General features: G+C 72.3%; 14 protein-coding genes. 8 read left to right on the top strand and 6 right to left on the bottom strand.

Translation table 11 applies throughout. The features are described 5' to 3' along the window. Nucleotides 1–12: 12 nt before the first annotated feature. From ABZY57_RS06705 to ABZY57_RS06695, 3 genes are all read right to left on the bottom strand, one after another. On the bottom strand, nt 13–1,482 hold the full coding sequence (locus ABZY57_RS06705) for a S28 family serine protease (protein ID WP_356508824.1): 1,470 nt from the start codon (nt 1,480–1,482) through the stop codon (nt 13–15). Nucleotides 1,483–1,566: 84 nt separating this feature from the next. After that, nucleotides 1,567–1,980 (bottom strand): hypothetical protein, encoded by a 414-nt coding sequence (locus ABZY57_RS06700; protein ID WP_356508822.1) that lies wholly within the window; start codon nt 1,978–1,980, stop codon nt 1,567–1,569. Nucleotides 1,981–2,079: 99 nt separating this feature from the next. Continuing rightward, nucleotides 2,080–3,684 carry an aldehyde dehydrogenase family protein gene (locus tag ABZY57_RS06695; protein ID WP_356508820.1) on the bottom strand — a complete coding sequence of 535 codons (1,605 nt, stop codon included), beginning with the start codon at nt 3,682–3,684 and terminating at the stop codon, nt 2,080–2,082. 99 nt (nt 3,685–3,783) lie between these two features. Here ABZY57_RS06695 and ABZY57_RS06690 point away from each other — a divergent pair, with 99 nt between their 5' ends. The 3 genes from ABZY57_RS06690 (at nt 3,784) to ABZY57_RS06680 (ending at nt 7,619) form a co-directional block, all read left to right on the top strand. Continuing rightward, nucleotides 3,784–4,338, top strand: coding sequence for an EF-hand domain-containing protein (locus ABZY57_RS06690; RefSeq protein WP_356508818.1), 555 nt, complete (start codon nt 3,784–3,786; stop codon nt 4,336–4,338). Nucleotides 4,339–4,541: 203 nt separating this feature from the next. Then, a complete protein-coding gene (locus ABZY57_RS06685; protein ID WP_356508816.1) occupies nt 4,542–5,738 on the top strand; it encodes a 4-hydroxybenzoate 3-monooxygenase in 1,197 nt (398 codons plus the stop codon). Between the two features lie 120 nt (nt 5,739–5,858). Then, nucleotides 5,859–7,619, top strand: coding sequence for a methyltransferase (locus ABZY57_RS06680; protein WP_356508814.1), 1,761 nt, complete (start codon nt 5,859–5,861; stop codon nt 7,617–7,619). 25 nt (nt 7,620–7,644) lie between these two features. Here ABZY57_RS06680 and ABZY57_RS06675 read toward each other — a convergent pair whose 3' ends face one another. From ABZY57_RS06675 to speB, 3 genes are all read right to left on the bottom strand, one after another. After that, nucleotides 7,645–11,451: an ABC transporter ATP-binding protein gene (locus ABZY57_RS06675; protein WP_356508812.1), complete on the bottom strand. Its 3,807-nt coding sequence runs from the start codon at nt 11,449–11,451 to the stop codon at nt 7,645–7,647. Between the two features lie 199 nt (nt 11,452–11,650). Continuing rightward, complete coding sequence (locus ABZY57_RS06670; protein ID WP_356508810.1) at nt 11,651–13,318, bottom strand: thiamine pyrophosphate-binding protein; 1,668 nt, start codon at nt 13,316–13,318, stop codon at nt 11,651–11,653. Nucleotides 13,319–13,322: 4 nt separating this feature from the next. Beyond that, the gene (speB, locus tag ABZY57_RS06665) at nt 13,323–14,294 is read right to left on the bottom strand and encodes an agmatinase (protein WP_356508808.1); all 972 of its coding nucleotides are present in this window, start codon (nt 14,292–14,294) and stop codon (nt 13,323–13,325) included. Nucleotides 14,295–14,425: 131 nt separating this feature from the next. On the opposite strand from speB, the gene ABZY57_RS06660 reads away from it, so the two are divergent. From ABZY57_RS06660 to ABZY57_RS06640, 5 genes are all read left to right on the top strand, one after another. Next, nucleotides 14,426–15,949: a helix-turn-helix domain-containing protein gene (locus tag ABZY57_RS06660; protein WP_356508806.1), complete on the top strand. Its 1,524-nt coding sequence runs from the start codon at nt 14,426–14,428 to the stop codon at nt 15,947–15,949. Nucleotides 15,950–16,131: 182 nt separating this feature from the next. Beyond that, entirely contained in the window at nt 16,132–16,641 is a 510-nt protein-coding gene (locus ABZY57_RS06655) for a hypothetical protein (RefSeq protein WP_356508804.1), read from the top strand. Between the two features lie 184 nt (nt 16,642–16,825). After that, a complete protein-coding gene (locus ABZY57_RS06650; protein WP_356508803.1) occupies nt 16,826–17,983 on the top strand; it encodes an acyl-CoA dehydrogenase family protein in 1,158 nt (385 codons plus the stop codon). A gap of 18 nt (nt 17,984–18,001) precedes the next feature. Beyond that, the gene (tesB, locus tag ABZY57_RS06645) at nt 18,002–18,880 is read left to right on the top strand and encodes an acyl-CoA thioesterase II (protein ID WP_356508801.1); all 879 of its coding nucleotides are present in this window, start codon (nt 18,002–18,004) and stop codon (nt 18,878–18,880) included. 27 nt (nt 18,881–18,907) lie between these two features. Continuing rightward, entirely contained in the window at nt 18,908–19,864 is a 957-nt protein-coding gene (locus ABZY57_RS06640) for a cation diffusion facilitator family transporter (protein ID WP_356508799.1), read from the top strand. Nucleotides 19,865–19,985 lie beyond the last annotated feature (121 nt).

Below are 19,985 nucleotides of genomic sequence, written 5' to 3'. Positions count from 1 at the left end.
GGAGCTACGGAGCTACGGGCGCAGCATCGGCTCGCGCTCGATGTCGCGCTGGTCGAGCTGCGCGTCCGGCTTGGCCAGCGGCGCGGCCTTCGCGGCGCCGGTGGGCGTGGTCGCCGGGGCGACTCCGGCCCACGTGAGGATCTTCTCGGTGGCCAGCGCCTTCTCGGCCTCCATGAGCTTGGAGACGTTGGCCCCGTGGTTGGCGCCCGGAGCGGTCATCACGTAGCTGTCGCGGGCCCCGTAGCCGAGGTGGAACGGTTCGGCACCCCACGGGTCGTTCTGCCCGTAGACGAAGAGCATCTGGTTCGCGTTGTTCTTCACCCAGGTGTCCACGTCCCGCATCGCCGCAGGCTGGAAGGTCATCGGGATGTCGCGCGGCACGAAGTTGCGCGGCGGCTGGTAGCCGTAGCGGCTCAGGTCACCGAGGTGGGGCTGCTTGATGTCGGGGGAACCGAGCTGGGTGCCCGCCTGGTAGTAGTACGGGGTGTACGTCTCCAGGCCCTGGTCGGCGTAGGCCGAGAAGCCGGAGATCGCGTCGATCGTGTCCCAGATCTCCTGGTCGGTCGCGGTGGCGGCGGCCGGGATGGAGGCGCAGTCGGCGAGCAGGCTGTACTGCCAGAAGGCCCACACGTAGTCGAGCACGACGGCCTCGTAGGCCTTGTCGAGGTTGCCGACGGTGGTGAAGGTCCAGCCGTTCTCGGCGGCGGCGGCCGCGTACTTGGCCTCCAGCGGGACCCGGCGTACGAGCGCCTCGCGCTGCACGGCGTTCAGCTTGTCGCGGCACTCCTTGGTGCCGACCTTGGCGAAGAACCGGTCGTAGGCCGAGTCCTCCTTGTTGACCACGTCGTTGGGGGCGACGTACGCGACGACGCCGTCCATGTCGCGCGGGTAGAAGCGCTCGAAGTAGGTGGCCGTCATGCCGCCCTTGCTGCCGCCCGTGGCCAGCCAGTTCTTCTTGTAGACCTTCTTCAGGGCGGTGAAGACCCGGTGCTGGTCACTGGCGGCCTGCCAGATGTCGAGGTTCGCCCAGTTGGCCGGGTCGGGGCGGGACGGGGTGAAGAAACGGTACTCCAGCGACACCTGGTTGCCGTCGACTATGGTCGTCGGCTCGCTGCGGCGCGGGTTGGTGTTGACGTTGTAGCCGGAGGTGAAGAACACCGTGGGCCGCGTGACGTCCTTGTGCAGGAGGGTCAGCCGCTGCTTGAAGGTGCCCTTCCACGGCGCGCGGTGATCGACCGGCTGCTCGTAGTTCAGTACGAAGAAGCGGTAGCCGGGGTACGGCTTCTCCTCGATCAGGCTCATCCCCGGTATCGCGAGGATCCGGTCCTTGATGTCTTCCGTGGCGGCCTTGGCATCCGTGGCGGTGGCATCCGTGACGGCGGACGGTTCCGCGGCGGTGGCCGCTTGCGCCGTGGTGCCGGCTGCACCCGCGGTGCCGATCAGCACCGCGAGCGACAGCAGCCATCCGAGCTTCTTGCGCATTCACACTCCCCATGAGTTCACATCGGTCGCCGTGAACCTAGCCGGGGGAACATGCGGCTGAACAGACCTAGTTGGGACGCTCCATCAGCAAAGGATCCAGCCGGAATCGACGGATCCGCCCCCCACGCTCCCCTTTACGTACACGCAGCGGTTGATCGCGTGGACACTGACGGGTCCGGCATACCGGGTGAATTGCCCCGCGTCGCGCACCGGGTAGCCGCCGCGCGGCTGGATGCTCACCGACATGGACCGCCGCTGACCGGGCTGCCGGGCGACCGCCACCGCGCAGGCCCGGTCGCGGGTCTTGTACACGCGCACCTCGCCCGTGGAGAACGGCAGCGTCCGCACGAGGTTCCCCGCGCACCCGCCGGTCGCGGCGTACGCCGGCTGCGCCACCAGCAGTCCGGTCGCGCCCAGCCACAGCGTCGCCGTGACCACCGCCGCGCGGGCCGCCCATCGCCCGCGCCGGTTCCACGCCTTCAACACCTTGTCCCCCATCGGTCGTACGTACCAGGTGCGTACGTTCGTACGACGCCGAACCCCCTCGAAAGGTTGCGTGGAACAAAGAAACTCAGCCGCTGGAGCCCGCGGAGCCGGTCATGGGGTGAGGTCCGCTCCGCACGCCGTCCCGTGGTCGAAGACCGATTCCCGCGGCCGGACCAGGGTGGCGACGGCGATCGACTGGAGGTGGGTGGTGCGCACGGCGGGCAGGTTGGCCTCGCCGAAGATGCCGCCCGTCGCCCCCGTGCCGCCGTTGTACGGAATCCCCGGCAGGCAGCCGATGTGCGAGTCGTTGACCTTCAGCATGCCGCCGTTGACCACCTCTTCGCAGAACCGCTCGACGACCCGTTCGTCCTGGGTCCACAGGGAGTTGCGCAGTCCGTAGCGGTTGGCGTTGAGGAAGCCGATGGCCTCCTCCAGCCGGACCGGCGCCTCGGGGACGACCACGCACAGCAGCGGGAAGAAGGTCTCCTCGCGGAAGGCCCGCAGCCGGGCGGCCTCGGCCAGCCCGTCCACCCGGACCACCGCCGGGCGGATGAAGGGGCCCGCCGCCGAGGGCTCGTCGTCCACGTCCACGAACTCCCCGCCGCACAGCAGTTCCCCGCCGGCCGCCAGCACCTCGCCGAGGACCTCGGTGAACTCCGCCCGCTTGACCACCGGACTCAGTACCGTGCGCGGATCCTCCGGCGGACCGGGCCGGATCTCCCGGACCTGCTCCACCAGCTCCTTGAGCAGCCGGTCGGCCACCTCGGGGTGGACGATGGCGAACTTCGGGGTCATGCAGATCTGCCCGGAGCCGTAGTACCGCTCGCACAGGGCCCGCGCGGCGAGATCGGCCTCGGCGTCGTGCCACACCAGCACCCCGTCGTTGCCCGACAGTTCGAGTACGGGCTTCTTCCCGGCGGCCACGCACTCCCGCTCCAGCTTGAGGCCCTGCTCGGAGCCGCCGAAGAAGACCAGGTCGTCGCAGTCGGGGCTGTCCAGCCACTGGCGCACCACGGCGCGGGCGTGCGTGCAGAGGACGTTCAGGGTGCCGGGCGGGGCACCGAGCCCTTCCAGGAGCGGGGCCACGATCTCCCGGTAGACGAAGCCGACGCCCAGGGGGGCGGTGGGCGGCGCGTTGACGACCAGGCTGTTGCCCGCGGCGAGGGCCAGCACCCCGTAGAAGGAGTTGGAGGTCGGGGCGTTGCGCGGCGGGCTCAGGCACACCACCCCGTCCGGCTTGCGCACCATGCGGGTCCGGCGGCCGGCCGCGGTCCGCTCGGGCTCCCGCAGCCGCGCTGCGAAGTCGGCCACGGAGTCCGGGTGGAAAGAGGCGGCGACGGAGTCCAGCTCCCAGGCGGCCAGCCGTACGGGGTGGCCCTCGGCGACCAGGAGCCCGGCCAGCTCCTCGCGCCGCCCGACGACGGCCCGGTGGATGCCGTGCAGCAGCTCCAGCCGGTCGGCGAGCGGGATCCCCGCCCACCCCGGCTGGGCGGCGCGGGCGGCGGCCAGGGCGCGCCGCCCCTGCTCGGGGGTGGACATGGCGACGCGACCGGCCAGCAGCCGGTCGTCGTACGGCAGGTCCTCGCCGCGCTCCAGCCGGGCCTTGAGCCCGAGCACCTCGAACGGCTCGCGGAGGAGTTGACCCACCCGAGGCCAGTAGATCCACCGGGTGCCGGGCTCCTCGACGCCGTTGACCCATACCTCGTAAGAGTGCATCGACAACTTCCTAGCGGGATAACGGGAGTTCGTGATCACTCAGGAGATTACGCTAGGTGAACGCGGGACCCCGCACCGTAGCCGTGAAAGGCCACCGATATGACGAACGACCTGCTCGACCGCAAGCTGGACCGCGCCTTCGCCCACCTCGACGTCAACCAGGACCAGGTGATCGACGAGCACGACATCATCGGGCTCGGTTCCCGCCTGCTGTCGGCCCTCGGCGAGCCGGCGACCTCCCCCAAGGCGACCCAGGTGATGGGCGGGCTGGTCGACTTCTGGCAGGAGCTCTTCACCGAGCTGGACATCGACCGGGACGGCAAGGTCACGCCGGAGGAGTACAAGCAGGGCATGACCCGCCTCTTCCAGGACGACCGCGCGGCGTACGACAAGTCGTTCCGCCCGATGGCGCACGCGATGCTCCTGGTGGTCGACAAGGACGACGACGGCCGGATCAGCCCCGAGGAGTTCCAGAAGGCCCAGACGGCCTTCGACACGAAGCTGAGCCACGCGGACGCGGAAGCGCTCTTCGCCCGGATCGACGCGGACCACGACGGTTTCCTGTCCGTGGACGAACTCCTCGGCGCGGTACGGGAGTACTACACCGGGACCGAGGAGGACGCCCCCGGGAACCTGCTCTTCGGCGAGCTCTGAGCCCTGCGCCCGCCGTTCGACCCCGGCGGGCGGGGCCCGCGGACAAAGGCCGCTCTCCCGCGCTTCGGCCCGTGGCACGACGAAGCGCGGGAGAGCGGCCACCGCTTTTCCCGCACCGGGAAAGATCCGATTCTCATCCTATTGATGCATTCGAATGATGCTTGATCATCTTCGCCCTTTTCCCTGATTATGATTCCCGCTCTATGACGAAGACTCTGAATGGGCGGGCGGCGCGCGAGTCGGCCGACGTGGTCATCCTCGGAGCCGGGCCCGCCGGGCTGGTCCTGGGCAACCTTCTGCAGGCCACGGGGGTCGACTGCGTCGTCCTGGAGCGTTCCTCGCGCGCACGGGTCGAGAGCCGGGCCCGGGCCGGATTCCTCGCACCGAACACGGTGCGGATCCTCGAGCGGCACGGTCTCGCCGACCGCCTGCGCACCCATGGCCACTTACATGGATCCTGTGAATTCCGCACCGAGGACGTCCGGTTCCGGCTCGACTACGAGAACCTCGGAAAAGAAGAGCGGCACACCGTATATCCCCAGCAGAACCTGGTCGCCGATCTCATCGCGCACTATCTCCGCGCGGGGGGACGGATCCACTGGGAGACCGAAGCGCTCGCCGTCCTGGACGCGGAGCGTGAACGGCCGTACGTGACCGCACGGCAGGTGGACGGGCGGCCCGGCCGTTGGGACGGGCGCTTCATCGCGGGCTGCGACGGCCGGTGGGGCGCCGCCCGGCGCTCGCTCCCGGCGGGGGCCGTCCACCACCACCACGACCACGGCGTGAGCTGGCTCGGGCTGCTGGCCGAGGCTCCACCCAGCCTCGACGCCGTCGGGTACGCGCTCCACGGACGCGGCTTCGCCGGACACATGGCGCGTGGACCGCAGGTCACCCGGTACTACCTCCAGTGCCCGCGCGGCACCCACCCGGAAGCCTGGTCCGAGGAGCGGATCTGGGCGGAACTGGGGCTGCGGATGGGCGCGGAGCGGCACGGACCGCTGACCGAGGGCCCGATCCTGGAGCGCGGGGTCGTCGACCTCGAGTGCGACGTCGTCGAACCGCTGCGGCACGGCTCGCTGCTCCTCGCCGGCGACGCCGCGAGCCTGACCGCCCCGGCCGCCGCGAAGGGTGCGAACCTCGCGGTCCTCGAAGCGGAGCTCCTGGCCGGGGCCCTGACCGACGCCCTCACCCGCGGCGGCACCGGAGCGCTGGACAGCTACTCCGCCCGCTGCCTGGCGCACATCTGGCGCGCCCAGGAGTTCACGGCCTGGATGACCCGGCTGCTGCACGCGACACCCGACGGGCTGTTCCACGCCTCCCTGCGGCGCGCCCGCCTCGAGTCCCTGCGCACGTCCCGCGCCCACCAGGACTGGTTCGCCGAGAACTACGTCGGTGTGTGACCGCCCTTCCCCGGCTCCGCACCCACACGATCCCCCTCACCGGCCCCCTCACCGGCTCCCTCGCCATTCCCTCCGCCATCCCCTCCGCCATCCCCTCCGCCTCCCCGAGGACATTCCGCGATGACGACGCTCCCCGCTGAAACGATGCTTCCCGACGAAGCGCTGCTCCCGGCCGCAACGGTGCCTCCCGACGAAACGATGCTCCTCGACGACACGGCACGCCTGCGCGCGGCGGCCGCCTTCGTCAGGGAGCACGACAGCGCGAGCCTGCTGCCCCTCCTGCTGCCCGGCCTCCACGGCCCGGAACTGCGGGCGCTGGCCGCGCGCTGCCGGTTCGCCCACACCGGGCTGCTGCTCTTCCCCCCGGATCCCGTGAGCCTGCGGACCCGGTTCGGAGACTGCGGACTGGACGGGGACACCCCCTCCCACCCCAGCGTCGTCGTACGGGACCGCCTCGCCCGGCGGCACCGGCGCGACGCGGCCGAGCTCGACGTGAGGATCCTGCGCCCCCACGTCCCCGGTCCGGCGGGGGAACGCCGGGCCGTCGAGGTGTTCGCCCTGACCGTGCCGGCCGGGTCGGACCTGGAAGAGATCGCCGCGTACGAGCGCGCCCGCGGGCACGAAGCACACCTGGCCTTCGAGATCCTGCGACCGGACCCGCTGGTACTGCGCGGGCTGTGCGCGGTCCTCGCCCGGCACGGAGCCGCCCCCGACGGCGGCGGCTACAACCAGCACGAGGACGGCACCGTCTTCTACTTCACCGTTCCCGCGGACTCCCCGTGCGACTACCGGCGTCTGGAGCTCTACGCACCCGGCGACCACCGCGCGGTCCTCACCGAGCACCTCGGCCACCGCGTGGCGGCCCCGGAGGCCGAAAGGCTCCTGCACCTGCTCACCGGTGCGTGGACCACGCAGGCCCTCGCCGCGTTCGCCCGCCTGCGCCTGCCCGACGCCATGGACCGGGCCGCCGCGACCACCGCCGCCGAGCTCGCCGGGCGGACCGGAACCCATCCCCGCGGCCTGGCCACGCTCCTGCGGTACCTCGCGATGCTCGACGTCGTGGCCCAGGACCGGGACGGCTTCCGCCTGACCGCGCTCGGCCGCCTGCTGCGCGCCGACTCCCCGGACACGATGCGCCCGCTGGCCCTGATGTACGGGGGTCCCTTCTACGGGTCCTTCGCCGCGCTCGACCACACCGTGCGGACGGGACAGCCCGCCTTCGACCACCTCTTCGGCGAGAACCACTTCGACCACTTCGCCCGCGACCCGGAGCTCGCCGACCTCTTCGACCGCTCGATGGCCGCCGCCTCGCGCATGTTCGCGCCCCTGCCCGGTCACCCCGCCATCACGGCCGCGGCCGCGGCCCCCTCGCCCCGGACCGTCGTCGACATCGCCGGAGGGAACGGCGAACTCCTCGCCCGCATCCTCGCCGCGCACCCCACCCTGCGCGGCGTCCTCCTCGAACGCCCCCACGCCGTCGAAGCCGCCCGCCGCAGCCTCGACGCCGCGGGCTGCGGAAACCGCTGCGACTACCGGGCGGGCGATTTCGCGGACACGCCCCCCGGCGGCGACGTGTACGTCCTCTCCCGCATCCTGCACGACTGGGACGACGACCGCTGCCGCGAGATCCTGCGCCACTGCGCCCGCGCGATGTCCGAGGACGCCGACCTCCTGATCGTCGAGCGCCTCCTGCCCGCCGACGACTCCCCCTCGCTGGCCACGGCCTGGGACCTCCACATGGCGTGCAACGTGGGCGGCCGCGAACGGCACGCCTCCCACTACGCCGACCTCCTCGCCGACGCCGGCCTCCAGCTGCGGGACAGCAGCCCCCTCCCCCTCGAGGGCCACGTCCTGCACGCCCGCAAGGCCCCCGCCCGCTGATCCGGCCCGATCCGCGGGACACGCCCTACGCCGCGGCGGCCGGCTCGTCCTCGCCCGCGAAGGTGCGCCAGAGCTCGGCGTACCGGCCGCCGTGGGCCAGCAGTTCGGCGTGGGTGCCGTCCTCCGCGACCCGGCCGCGGTCCATCACCACGACCCGGTCGGCGCGCGCGGCGGTGGTCAGCCGGTGCGCCACGACCAAGGTGGTGCGCTTGCCCGCGAGCCGGTCGGTGGCCTGGTTGACCAGGGCCTCCGTGGCCAGGTCGAGGGCGGCGGTGGCCTCGTCGAGGAGCAGGACGTCGGGGTCGACGAGCTCGGCGCGGGCCAGCGCGATCAGCTGGCGCTGGCCCGCGGAGAGGTTGCGGCCGCGCTCGGTGACGGTGTGCAGGTAGCCGCCGTCCAGCGTGGCGATCATGGCGTGGGCGCCGACCGCGTGCGCGGCGGCCTCCACCTGGGCGTCGCTCGCGTCGGGACGCCCGTAGGCGATGGCGTCGCGGACCGTTCCCGGGAAGAGGTACGGCTCCTGGGGGACGACGCCGAGGCGGTGGCGGTAGGCCGTCAGGTCCAGCTCGCGCAGGTCCACCCCGTCGGCGGTGACCCGGCCGGAGGTCGGATCGTAGAACCGGGCCACCATCTTGACCAGCGTGGACTTGCCGGCTCCGGTCTCGCCGACGAAGGCGACGGTCTGCCCGGCGGGGATGCGCAGGCTGATGCCGGTGAGCGCCGGTTCCTTCTCCCCGCGCTCCTCTGCCGTGCCGTACGAGAAGTGGACCCCCTCGAAGGCGATCTCGCCGCGCAGCTCGGGGACCGGGCGGGGGTCGGCCGGGCGGGGGGTGCTGGTGGGTTCGCGCAGCAGGCCCTGGATCCGGCCGAGGGAGACGGTGGCCTGCTGGTAGCCGTCGAAGACCTGCGAGAGCTGCTGGACGGGGGCGAAGAACAGGTCGATGTAGAGCAGGTACGCGACCAGAGCGCCGGTGGTGAGCGTGCCGGCCTCCACCCGGCCCGCGCCGACGATCAGCACGGCGGCGGCCGCCCCGGAGGACAGCAGCTGGACGAAGGGGAAGTAGACGGAGATCAGCCACTGGCCGCGGACCCGGGCCTCGCGGTACGAGTCGCTGCGCTCGGCGAACCGGACGGCGCCGGCGCGCTGGCGGCGGAAGGCCTGGACGATGCGCAGGCCGGCCACGGACTCCTGGAGGTCGGCGTTGACCAGTCCGACCCGGTCGCGGGCGAGCTCGTAGGCGGCCACGGACTTCCGGCGGAAGAACACGGTGCCGATGATCAGCAGCGGCAGCGTGGCGAAGACGATCAGCGCCAGCTCCACGTCCAGGACGAGCAGGGCGACCAGGATGCCGAAGAAGGTGAGGACGGAGACGACGGCGGTGACGAGCCCGGTCTGCAGGAAGCTGGACAGGGCGTCCACGTCGGTGGTCATCCGGGTCATGATCTTGCCGGTCAGCTCGCGCTCGTAGTAGTCGAGGCCGAGGCGCTGGAGCTGGGCGAAGATCTTGACGCGCAGGGCGTAGAGCACGCGCTCGCCGGTGCGGCCGGTCATCCGGGTCTCGGCGAACTGCGCGGCCCACTGGGCCAGCACCACGCCGAGCGCGAGGAGGGACGCCGCCCAGACCGCGCCGAGGGCGGCCGCCTCGACGCCCTGGTCGATGCCGTGCCGGATCAGGATGGGCAGGAGCAGTCCGGAGCCGGCGTCGAGGGCGACGAGGCCGAGGGATATGGCGAGCGGGGCCCAGAAGCCGCGCAGCAGGCGGCCGAGGTTGTAGCTGTCCTCGGCGGACGCGGCGCGGGTCTCGTCGACGTCGGGGGTGTCGTCGGCGGGCGGCAGTGCGGCGACCTGCGCGAGCAGCTCGGGGGTGGCGGACATCCCCGCGGGGGCGGTGGTCTTCTCGTCCGCCTCCTCCTGGCGCTGCCAGAGCTCGGGGGTGATCCCGCCGGCCACGCGGCGCTTGGCGTTGACCGGCTCGGAGTCGATCTCGGCTTCGAGCTCGATGTCCCGCTCCACGTCCGTGCCGAAGGCTCGCTCGAACTCCTCCATCGGCGGCGCCTCGGGCGTCCGCGGGGAGCCCGCGCCCAGCGCGTCCGGGTCGGTGAGCAGCCGCCGGTACAGGGCGGAGCGGCGCTCCAGCTCCTCGTGCGTACCGACGTCGGAGAGCCGCCCGTGGTCCAGTACGGCGATCCGGTCGGCGAGCGCGAGCGTGGAGCGGCGGTGGGCGATGAGCAGGGTGGTGCGGCCGGCCATGACGGCGCGCAGGGCATCGTGGATCTCGTGCTCGACGCGGGCGTCGACGGCGGAGGTGGCGTCGTCGAGGAGCAGCAGGCGGGGGTCGGTGAGGATGGCGCGGGCGAGCGCGATGCGCTGGCGCTGGCCGCCGGAGAGGGTCAGGCCCTGCTCGCCGACCTTGGTGTCGTACCCGGCGGGGAGGGCCTCGATGAACCCTTCGGCCTGGGCGGCGCGGACGGCGGCACGGACCTGTTCGTCGGTGGCGCCGGGGTGTCCGTAGGCGACGTTGGCGCGGATGCTGTCGGAGAAGAGGAAGGAGTCCTCGGGCACCAGCCCGATGGCATCGCGCAGGGAGTCGTAGGTCAGCTCGCGCACGTCGTGGCCGCCGACGCGGACGGCGCCGCGGTCGGCGTCGTAGAAGCGCGGCAGCAGCAGCGAAACGGTGGACTTGCCACTGCCCGAGGAACCGACGAGGGCGACGGTCTCCCCCTCGGCGATCGAGAGGCTGAACCCGTCGAGCACGGGGCGCTCGGGGTCGTACCCGAACCGCACGTCGTCGAACTCGACGGTGGCGGGCGCGTCCGCGGGAAGCTCTTGCTTCCCTTCCTCGATCACCGGCTCGGTGTCGATGAGCTCGAAGACCCGCTCCACGCCGGCGCGGGCCTGCTGGCCGACGGTGAGCACCATGGCGAGCATGCGGACGGGGCCGACGAGCTGGGCGAGGTAGGTGGAGAAGGCGACGAAGGTGCCGAGGGTGACCTGCCCCTTGGTGGCCATCCAGCCGCCGAGGGCCAGCATGGCGACCTGGCCGAGGGCCGGTACGGCCTGCAGCGCCGGGGTGTAGCGGGAGTTCATCCGGATGCCGCGCATCCGCCCGGCGAACAGCCGGCGGCCGGCGTCGCGGAGCTTGCCGGTCTCCTGCTCCTCCTGGCCGAAGCCCTTGACGACGCGGACGCCGGTGACGGCCCCGTCGACGACGGTGGCGACGGCGGCGGCCTGGCTCTGGGCGTACCAGGTGGCGGGGAAGAGCTTCTTGCGGCTGCGCTTGGCGATGAACCAGAGGGCGGGGGCCATGAGCAGCGCGACGACGGTCAGCAGCGGCGAGAGCCACAGCATGATGCCGAGGGATATCCCGAAGAGCAGGAAGTTGCCGATGGTCATGGGCAGCATGAAGAGCAGCCCTTGGATCAGCTGGAGGTCGGTGGTCGCCCGTCCCACGACCTGACCGGTGGACAGCTCGTCCTGGCGGCGGCCGTCGAGCCGGGCGATGGTGTCGTACATGTCGGTGCGCAGGTCGTGCTGCACGTCGAGGGCGAGCCGGCCGCCGTAGTACCTGCGGATGTAGGTCATCACGTAGACGAGGACCGCGGCGCCTATGAGCATCAGGGCCCAGGGCCCCATGGGCTTGGTGTGGTCGCCGATGACATCGTCGAGGATCACCTTGGTGACGAGCGGCACGAGCGCCATGACGGCCATGCCGCCGAGCGAGGATCCGAGGGCCAGCAGCACATTGGCCTTGTACCGCCAGGTGTAGGCGGCGAGCCGCCTGCCCCACCCCTGTTTGCTTCCAGCCGCCGTTCCCGCCGTCGCCGTAGCCACGTACTGCCTCCCCGTTCGTCCTGCCCTACCGAAGCGCCAACGCCCCGACCGGCGGATTTCATCCCGCCGCAACAATTCGAACTGGGTTCCGCGGGTTCCGCGCGCGGTGCTGGTCCTACGGGGGGGCGGCAGGAGGGCTGTGAGGGCTACGGGTGGGGCCCGCCGCGGGTCGCCTGCTCCGCGCCCGGCCGGGCGACCCTCAGACGTGGGTGGGTTCGAACATCTTCAGCTCGGCCGCAAGGAGCAGGAGCGAAGGGCCCGGGGTCTTCAGGGACGCGGCCAGGTCCTCGCGGAGGGATTCCGGGGTGGTCGTGGTCGCCGGAACGCCGAAGGAGGCGGCCAGGGCCACGAAGTCGGGGCGGGTCAGGCTCGTTCCCGTCTCGCAGCCGTACTCGCGCAGGATGCCGTAGCCGCCGTCGTCGACGATCAGCCAGGTGACGTCCAGGTCGTGCTGGCGGGCGGTGGCCAGGTCGGCGATCGAGTACATCGCGCCGCCGTCGCCGGAGACCGCGAGGACCGGGGTGCCCGGCTCCGCGACGGCCGCGCCGAGGGCGGCCGGGAAGGCGTAGCCGAGGCCTCCCGCGCCCTGCGCCGAGTGCATGGTGTTGGGGTGCTTGGCGTCGAAGGCCGACCAGGCCCAGTAGGACAGGATCGTCATGTCCCAGAAGGACGGGGAGCGCGGGGGCAGGGCCTGCCGGATCGAGGTCAGGAGCTGCTGCTCCAGGGTCAGGTCCTGGGAGTCCAGACGGGCCGCGATGGCGGACAGGAGCAGGGCGACGCGCTCCGGGGCCTGCGGGTCGGGGCGTTCGGCGACGGTTTCGAGGAGTGCCTGCAGGGCGAGGCGGGCGTCCGCGTGGATGCCGAGGCCCGCGTGGTTGGACTCCAGCTTGCCGAGGTCCGCCTCGATCTGGACGACCCGGCCCTCCGGGAAGAACGTGTGGTAGTTCGAGGACAGTTCGCCCAGGCCCGAGCCGACCACCAGCAGGACGTCGGCGTCCTCCAGGAAGTCGGTCATGTGGCGGTCCTCCAGCCAGGACTGGAGGGAGAGCGGGTGGGTCCAGGGGAAGGCGCCCTTGCCGCCGAAGGTGGTGACGACGGGGGCGTTCAGGCGTTCCGCGAGCTGCTTCAGCTTGCCCGCCGCGTCCGAGCGGATCACCCCGCCACCCGCGATGATCACCGGGCGCTCGGCGTTCTCCAGCCAGTGCGCCGCCAGGGCGGTGAGCTCCGGGCGCGGGGCCAGTTCGTGCGGGGTCGCGTCCATGCCCGTGACCTGCGGGATGACGGATTCCGCGCGCAGCACGTCCTCCGGGATCTCCACCCAGACCGGGCCGTGCGGCGCCGTCAGCGCCGACTCCCAGGCCTCCGCGATCACGGACGGGATCTGGGAGGGGGTCCGGGCGGTGTGCACGGACTTGACCACGTCCCGGAACGAGGCCGACTGGTCGCGCAGCTCGTGCAGGTGACCGCGTCGCCCACCGCCCAGCCCCGGGGTCGGGACCTGCGAGGAGATCGCCAGCACGGGCGCGGACGCCGCCGCCGCCTCGGCCAGGGCGGGGAGCGCCATGAGCGCGCCCGGGCCCGTGGACAGGAGGAGCGGTGCCGCCTCGCCGGTCATCCGGCCGTACGCGTCGGCGGCGAACCCGGCGTTGTTCTCCGTACGCAGGCCCACGAGGCGCAGGTCCGAGCGGCCGACCGCGTCGAAGAGCCCGAGCGCGTGCTGGCCGGGCAGCCCGAAGACGGTGGTCGCGCCGAGCGAGCGCAGCGTTTCCACGACCAGGTCCCCGCCCGTGCGCCCCGGCGGGGGCGCGAGCGCCGCCGCCTTCTGGGCTTCGGTGGGACGGAGTACCAGGTCGTGGTCGTGCGTCACGCTCTTAGTTGCCCTTCGCCTTCGCCGCATTGATCTGGCGGCTCATGATCGTGGTCAGCTCGTACGCGGTGTGCGAGGCCGCGACCGAGGTGATCTCCGCGTGATCGTACGCCGGGGCGACCTCGACGACGTCCGCCGAGACCAGGTTGCAGGAGGAGAGCCCGCGGATGATCTCCAGCAGCTCGCGGGAGGTCATGCCGCCCGCCTCCGGGGTGCCCGTACCCGGGGCGTGCGCCGGGTCCAGCACGTCGATGTCGATGGAGATGTACAGCGGGCGGTCGCCAATGCGCTGGCGGAGCTGGTCGGCGACCTCGTCGGCGCCGCGGCGGTAGACGTCGGCCGAGGTGACGATGCCGAAGCCCATCTTGGCGTCGTCGTCCAGGTCCTGCTTGCCGTACAGCGGGCCGCGCGTGCCGACGTGCGACAGGGCCTCGGTGTCGAGGATGCCCTCCTCGACGGCGCGGCGGAACGGGGTGCCGTGCGTGTACTCGGCGCCGAAGTACGTGTCCCAGGTGTCCAGGTGGGCGTCGAAGTGGAGCAGCGCGACCGGGCCGTGCTTCTTCGCCACCGAGCGGAGCAGGGGCAGGGCGATGGTGTGGTCGCCGCCGAGGGTCATCAGGCGGGAGCCGTTGCCGATCAGCTCGTCGGCGGCGGCCTCGATCGTGTCGACGGCCTCGTTGATGTTGAAGGGGTTCGCCGCGATGTCGCCGGCGTCGGCGACCTGCGCGAGCGCGAACGGGGAGGCGTCCTGCGCCGGGTTGTACGGGCGCAGGAGGCGGGAGGCCTCGCGGATGGCGTTGCCGCCGAAGCGGGCGCCGGGGCGGTACGAGACTCCGGAGTCGAACGGCACGCCGACGACGGCCACGTCGGCCTTGCCGCCGACCTCGTCCAGGCGGGGCAGCCGGGCGAAGGTCGCGGGGCCCGCGTAGCGCGGGATGCGGGAGGAGTCGACGGGGCCGCGCGGCTGCGTGCTCATGAGGGGGTGCCCTTCCGGAGGTCCTGCTGGGGTGTGCTGGTGCGGTCCTTCGAGCGTAGACGGACACCTCGGGGTGCCGAAGTGTACGTTTCATCCATCAGGCTCCCTCGATATGTACGGAGTATCCACTCATGGAGGCCCCTCCCTCCCCGCCGGTCGCGCTCGGCCGGCTGCTCGCCGACCACGAACTGGGGCTGCGCCACCTGGCCGGGCCCGCCGAGGCCGAACTGCACGGGGTGCACGCCTCCGAGATGGCGGACCCGTCCCCGTACCTGCTGGGCGGCGAGCTCCTGCTGACGGCGGGCGCGGGCCTCGCGGGCGCGGGCCCCGCGGGGGCGGAGGCCGGGCAGGCAGCGGACACCGGCGCCGACGCCGACCCCGACGCCGGGCCCTACGTCGCCGGGCTGGTCCGGGCCGGGATCGGGGCCGTCGGCTTCGGGGTGACCCCGGTGTACACGACCGTGCCGCGGTCCCTCGTCGAGGCCTGCGACCGGTACGGGCTGCCCCTGGTCGAGGTGCCGCCCGGGACCCCGTTCACGGCGGTCGGCCGGAGCGTCTGGCGCCTGATGGCACGGGCCCGGACCGCCGAGCTCCGCCGGGTGACCGAGGCCCAGCAGTCCCTGGCGGCGGCCGCCGCCCGCCCGGACCCGGTCCCGGCGGTCCTGCGCCGACTGGCGGCGACCCTGGGCGGCTGGGCCGGGCTCCTCCCCACCGACCCGCCGGAGGCACCCGCGCCGCCCGGTCCGCCCGGCGGCCCCGGCGACGGGGCCGGGCCCGTGCCGGACGCCGGTGTGCTGGACGCGCTCCGGGCGCTGGCGCGCCGGGTCGGGGACGGAGCCGCGGTCACCGCCACGGGGGCGTACGGGGAGTTCCACCTCGGCGTGCACTCCCTCGGCGGCGGCCGGGTCCTGGCCCTGGCCACCCCCTCGCGGGCGCCCGGGGACCACACCGTCGCCTCGGTGGCGGCCGTCCTGCTGACCCTGCTCACCGCGCACCGCCCGGCCGGGGCGGAGGCCGCCCTGACCCGGCTGCTGCTCGGCGGGGACCCGGCCGCGGCACTGGGCCCCGGGCCCTGGTACGCCGTCCACGCCCGCGGCGCCGGGGACCCGCGGGCCCTGGCGGCCGCGCTGGGCACCGTACTGCTGGACCCGCGCGAGGACGCCGCACGCGCCGACCCCACGCAGGCGGAGCCCACGCAGGCGGACTCCGCGCGCGCAGGCTCCGTACGCCTGCTCACCGACCGCGAGCCCGCGCCGCAGCCCGGCTGGCGGCTCGGGGTGAGCGCCGCGGCCCCGCCCGGGGGCCTGCCCGGCGCCGACGCACAGGCGGGGCGGGCCCTGGAGCGCGCCGAGGCGACCCGGACCCCGCTGGCCCGGCACACGGACCCCGGGTTCGCGGGCCTGGTCGGCGCGGCCGAGGCCCGGGCCCACGCCGAGGCCCTGCTCGCCCCCCTCTCCCCCGCACTCCAGGAGACCCTGCGCGCCTGGCTGTCCCACCACGGCAGCTGGGACCGCAGCGCGGCCGCCCTCGGCATCCACCGCAACACCGTCCGCCAGCGCATCGCCCGGGCGGCCGCGCTCCTCGGGCTCGACCTGGACGACACGGACGTCCGCATGGAGCTGTGGTTCGCGCTCCGCCAGGACCGACGGGTGTGAGCAACGGACGGGTGTGAGCAGCCGGACGCGGACACGCCGACGGTCACCCGTACCGTCACGATCCCTACGCCGGACACCCCAAGCCGTGCATGGACCCTGCGCCGCCGTGACAGTACTGAGTCGCCGACGCGGTCGAAAGGCCCGTCGCGCACCGCCTCACTGTCCATCGAAACGGAGACATCATGCGACGCGTCCTTGCGACCGCGCTCCTCACGCTCATCGCCAGTGCCGCGGGCACCGTGACGGCGACCGCCCAAGGCGAACACTTCATCGGAGCGGTCACCTGCACGAAGTCCCTCACCTCGGGACTCACGTGCAGCGGCAAGGCTGCCGGCCTGGGCAACAGTGCCACCGCCGCCTTCCTCTCGGCGGACTCCGTCGAGGCGGAGTACATCTGTGTGAACCGGGGTGGCAACACCGCTCCCGGCCAGGGCACCGAGTTCAACCGCGTCGACGGTCCGACGAGGAATTTCAACCCGCGCAACGGCCAGATCACCTTCACCAACGTGAACCTCCCCATCCCGACCGCGCCCTCGTCCCGGGACGCGTGCCCCAACGGGAACTGGAACCTCAGGCTGACCCGCATCGCCTATGACAACGTCGTCCTGCACATCCAGCAGAACGGCACCGACATCCTGACCAAGAACATCGGCGACGTCGTGATCCCGCCCGAGGGCACCGTGGTGTTCTGACCACCCTCGCGCGCCCGCTCGGGCCCGCGTCCCCTCGGGGGCGCGGGCCCGAGCGCGTTCGGTCACGAACCGAAATGTGGTTCGCGCTACGTTCTCTGGACAGCAAGGGCAACCCGCCGGTAACTTAATCTGAGCAAGCGCTTAGGCATAAGCGGCGGACCGCCGCGACCGAAGGGAGCCGGCCGTGCGCCGTACCGTTTTCACCGAGGACCACGAGGCGTTCCGCGAGACCATCCGCGCCTTCATCGAGGCCGAGGTCGTCCCGGTCTACGACGAGTGGTTCGCGGCCGGCCAGGCTCCGCGCGAGTTCTATTACAAGCTCGGTGAGCTGGGCATCTTCGGGATCAACGTCCCCGAGGAGTTCGGCGGCGCCGGCCTGGACACCCACAAGTTCGAGGCCGTCCTCTACGAAGAGACCTCCCGCGCGGGCGTCAACTTCGGCGGCTCCGGCGTGCACGTGCTGCTCGCCCTCCCTTACATCAAGATGCTGGCCGACGTCGAGCAGAAGAAGCGCTTCCTGCCGAAGTTCGTCTCCGGCGAGGAGATGTGGGCCCTGGCGATGACCGAGCCGGGCACCGGCTCCGACGTCGCGGGCATGAAGACCACCGCCAAGCTCTCCGAGGACGGCACGCACTACGTCCTCAACGGCTCCAAGACCTTCATCACGGGCGGCGTGCACGCCGACCGCGTGATCGTCTGCGCCCGCACCTCCGCCCCCAGCGAGGACGACCGCCGCTTCGGCATCTCCCTCTTCGCCGTGGACACCAAGTCCGAGGGCTACTCCATCGGCCGCAAGCTCGACAAGCTCGGCCTGCGCACCTCCGACACCGCCGAGCTGGCGTTCGTCGACGTGAAGGTCCCCGTCGAGGACCTGCTCGGCGAGGAGAACAAGGGCTTCTACTACCTCGGCGCCAACCTGCCGTCCGAGCGCTGGGGCATCGCCTTCGGCGCGTACGCGCAGTCCAAGGCCGCCGTCCGGTTCGCCCAGCAGTACGTGACCGACCGCACCGTCTTCGGCAAGCCGGTCGCGCACTTCCAGAACACCAAGTTCGAACTGGCCGCCTGCCAGGCCGAGGTGGACGCCGCCGAGGCCGTCGCCGACCGCGCCCTGGAGGCCCTGGACGCCGGCGAGCTCACCGCCGCCGAGGCCGCGTCCGCGAAGCTGTTCTGCACCGAGGTCGCGCACCGCGTCATCGACAAGTGCCTCCAGCTGCACGGCGGTTACGGCTACATGAACGAGTACCCGATCGCCCGCCTGTACGCCGACAACCGCGTGAACCGCATCTACGGCGGCACCAGCGAGGTCATGAAGTCCATCATCGCCAAGTCGATGGGTCTGTAAGGGTCCTACCCTTCCCCCATGAACGAGGCACTGACGACGCTCCTCGACCTGCTCGACCTGGAGCAGATCGAGGAGAACATCTTCCGCGGTACCAGCCGTTCGGCGCTGGTACCGCGGGTCTTCGGCGGTCAGGTCGCAGCCCAGGCCCTCGTCGCGGCCGGCCGTACCGTGCCCGAGGACCGCACCGCGCACTCGCTGCACTCGTACTTCCTGCGCGCCGGTGACCCGGGCGCACCCATCGTGTACTCGGTCGACCGGATCCGCGACGGGCGCTCCTTCACCACGCGCCGCGTCGTCGCCGTCCAGCACGGCCAGCCGATCTTCCACCTCTCCGCGTCCTTCCAGACGTACGAGGAAGGCCTCGACCACCAGGCCGCGATGCCCGTCGCCCCCGATCCGGAGACCCTCCCGACGGCCGCCGAATCGCTCCCGCACTACCGGGAGATCTTCCGCGACCCGGGCACGGTGGAACGGCTCATAGAGGCGCGCGGCGCGGTCGACCTGCGGTACGCGACGGTCCCGCCCTGGGGCAGCGTCGGCGAACCGGTCGAACCGCGCACGCAGGTGTGGTTCCGTACCGCCGGCAAGCTGGAGAGCGACGACGCGCTCCTGCACACCTGCCTGGCCACCTACGTGTCCGACATGACCCTGCTCGACTCGGTGCTCCTCGCGCACGGGAAGGGCGGATGGGCGGTCGGCGACGTGGTCGGCGCCTCACTGGACCACGCGATGTGGTTCCACCGGCCGTTCCGCGCCGACGAATGGCTGCTGTACGACCAGGAGTCGCCCTCGGCAGCCGGTGGCCGGGGCCTGGGCCAGGCCCGGATCTGGACCCAGGACGGCAGGCTCGCGGTGACCGTCATCCAGGAGGGCGTGGTGCGCGTCCCGCGCGCGTAGTACGGCCGTCCGACGTAACGTCACACCATGTCCAGCAGCGATGCGATGGTGAACGAAAGCGGAACCGGGGGACGGGGCGAGGGCGAGAGCGTCGGCACGGTCGTCGTCGCCGTCGTCACGAACCTCGGCATCGCCGCCGCCAAGGCGGTGGGCGGGATCATCAGCGGATCGAGCGCGATGCTCTCCGAGGCGGCACACTCGGTGGCCGACACCGTGACCGAGGTGATGCTCCTCGCCTCGCTGAAGCGGAGCGCGAAGCCGGCGGACGAGGCGCACCCCCTGGGATACGGGCCGGAGCGCTACATCTGGGCGCTGCTGGCATCGATCGCCACCTTCGCCGGCGGCGCGGTGTTCGCCGTCTACGACGGCATCCACACGCTGGTCCACGGAGAGGACCCCGGCAACCCGACGGTGTCCTACGTCATCCTGGCCGTCGCCGCCCTCCTGGAGGGCTACTCCCTCCTGGTCGCCTGGCGGCAGGTCAAGGGCGAGGCGGCGCGGATGCGGGCACCGCTGGGGCTGTACGTGAAACACACCCCGGACACGGCCGTGAAGGCCGTCCTCCTGGAGAACGTGGCCGCACTGATCGGGCTGGCACTGGCGGCGGGCGGCCTGCTCGGCGCACAGCTCACGGGATCGGGCGCGTACGACGGGGTGGCCTCGCTGCTGATCGGGCTGCTGCTGGTGTGGGTGGCCTGGGAGCTGGGGCGCTCCAACGCGCAGTACCTGATCGGGCGGCCGCTGCCGGAGGCGATGCGGGCGGAGGTCCGGGAGGAGCTGCTGTCCGTGCTGCACATCGAGGGCGTGCTGGAGCTGACCACGATCGTGCAGGGGCCGTCGGAGGTGCTGATCGCCGCGAAGGTCGACTTCCACGATCTCGCTTCGGCGCGGCAGGTGGAGGAGGCGTGCGAGGTCGCGGAGGCGCAGCTCCGGGACCGCTTCCCGGCGATCCGCCGCGTGTACTTGGACCCGACCCCTTCCTGAGACACCGCTCGGGCGGGCCCTGCGGGGCGGAGTTCCCCTAACCGCCCTTCCCCCGTTCCCCGGGCTCCGCCCGGACCCGGTCCTCAGACGCCGGCGGGGCTGGAAGGGTCCCGCCCCCGGC

This window comes from Streptomyces sp. NPDC006450 (assembly GCF_040612195.1).
GTDB lineage: Bacteria > Actinomycetota > Actinomycetes > Streptomycetales > Streptomycetaceae > Streptomyces.
Note: the sequence above shows the minus strand (reverse complement) of the source record. Positions and strands in the feature narration are given on the sequence as shown.

What these genes read in the sequence shown, in the direction of transcription:
- ABZY57_RS06680 (WP_356508814.1), top strand. Translation starts at nt 5,859, where the DNA reads ATGACGACGCTCCCCGCTGAAACGATGCTTCCCGACGAAGCGCTGCTC.
- ABZY57_RS06640 (WP_356508799.1), top strand. Translation starts at nt 18,908, where the DNA reads ATGTCCAGCAGCGATGCGATGGTGAACGAAAGCGGAACCGGGGGACGG.
- ABZY57_RS06660 (WP_356508806.1), top strand. Translation starts at nt 14,426, where the DNA reads ATGGAGGCCCCTCCCTCCCCGCCGGTCGCGCTCGGCCGGCTGCTCGCC.
- ABZY57_RS06695 (WP_356508820.1), bottom strand. Translation starts at nt 3,684, where the DNA reads ATGCACTCTTACGAGGTATGGGTCAACGGCGTCGAGGAGCCCGGCACC.
- ABZY57_RS06685 (WP_356508816.1), top strand. Translation starts at nt 4,542, where the DNA reads ATGACGAAGACTCTGAATGGGCGGGCGGCGCGCGAGTCGGCCGACGTG.
- ABZY57_RS06655 (WP_356508804.1), top strand. Translation starts at nt 16,132, where the DNA reads ATGCGACGCGTCCTTGCGACCGCGCTCCTCACGCTCATCGCCAGTGCC.
- tesB (WP_356508801.1), top strand. Translation starts at nt 18,002, where the DNA reads ATGAACGAGGCACTGACGACGCTCCTCGACCTGCTCGACCTGGAGCAG.
- ABZY57_RS06705 (WP_356508824.1), bottom strand. Translation starts at nt 1,482, where the DNA reads ATGCGCAAGAAGCTCGGATGGCTGCTGTCGCTCGCGGTGCTGATCGGC.
- ABZY57_RS06690 (WP_356508818.1), top strand. Translation starts at nt 3,784, where the DNA reads ATGACGAACGACCTGCTCGACCGCAAGCTGGACCGCGCCTTCGCCCAC.
- speB (WP_356508808.1), bottom strand. Translation starts at nt 14,294, where the DNA reads ATGAGCACGCAGCCGCGCGGCCCCGTCGACTCCTCCCGCATCCCGCGC.
- ABZY57_RS06700 (WP_356508822.1), bottom strand. Translation starts at nt 1,980, where the DNA reads ATGGGGGACAAGGTGTTGAAGGCGTGGAACCGGCGCGGGCGATGGGCG.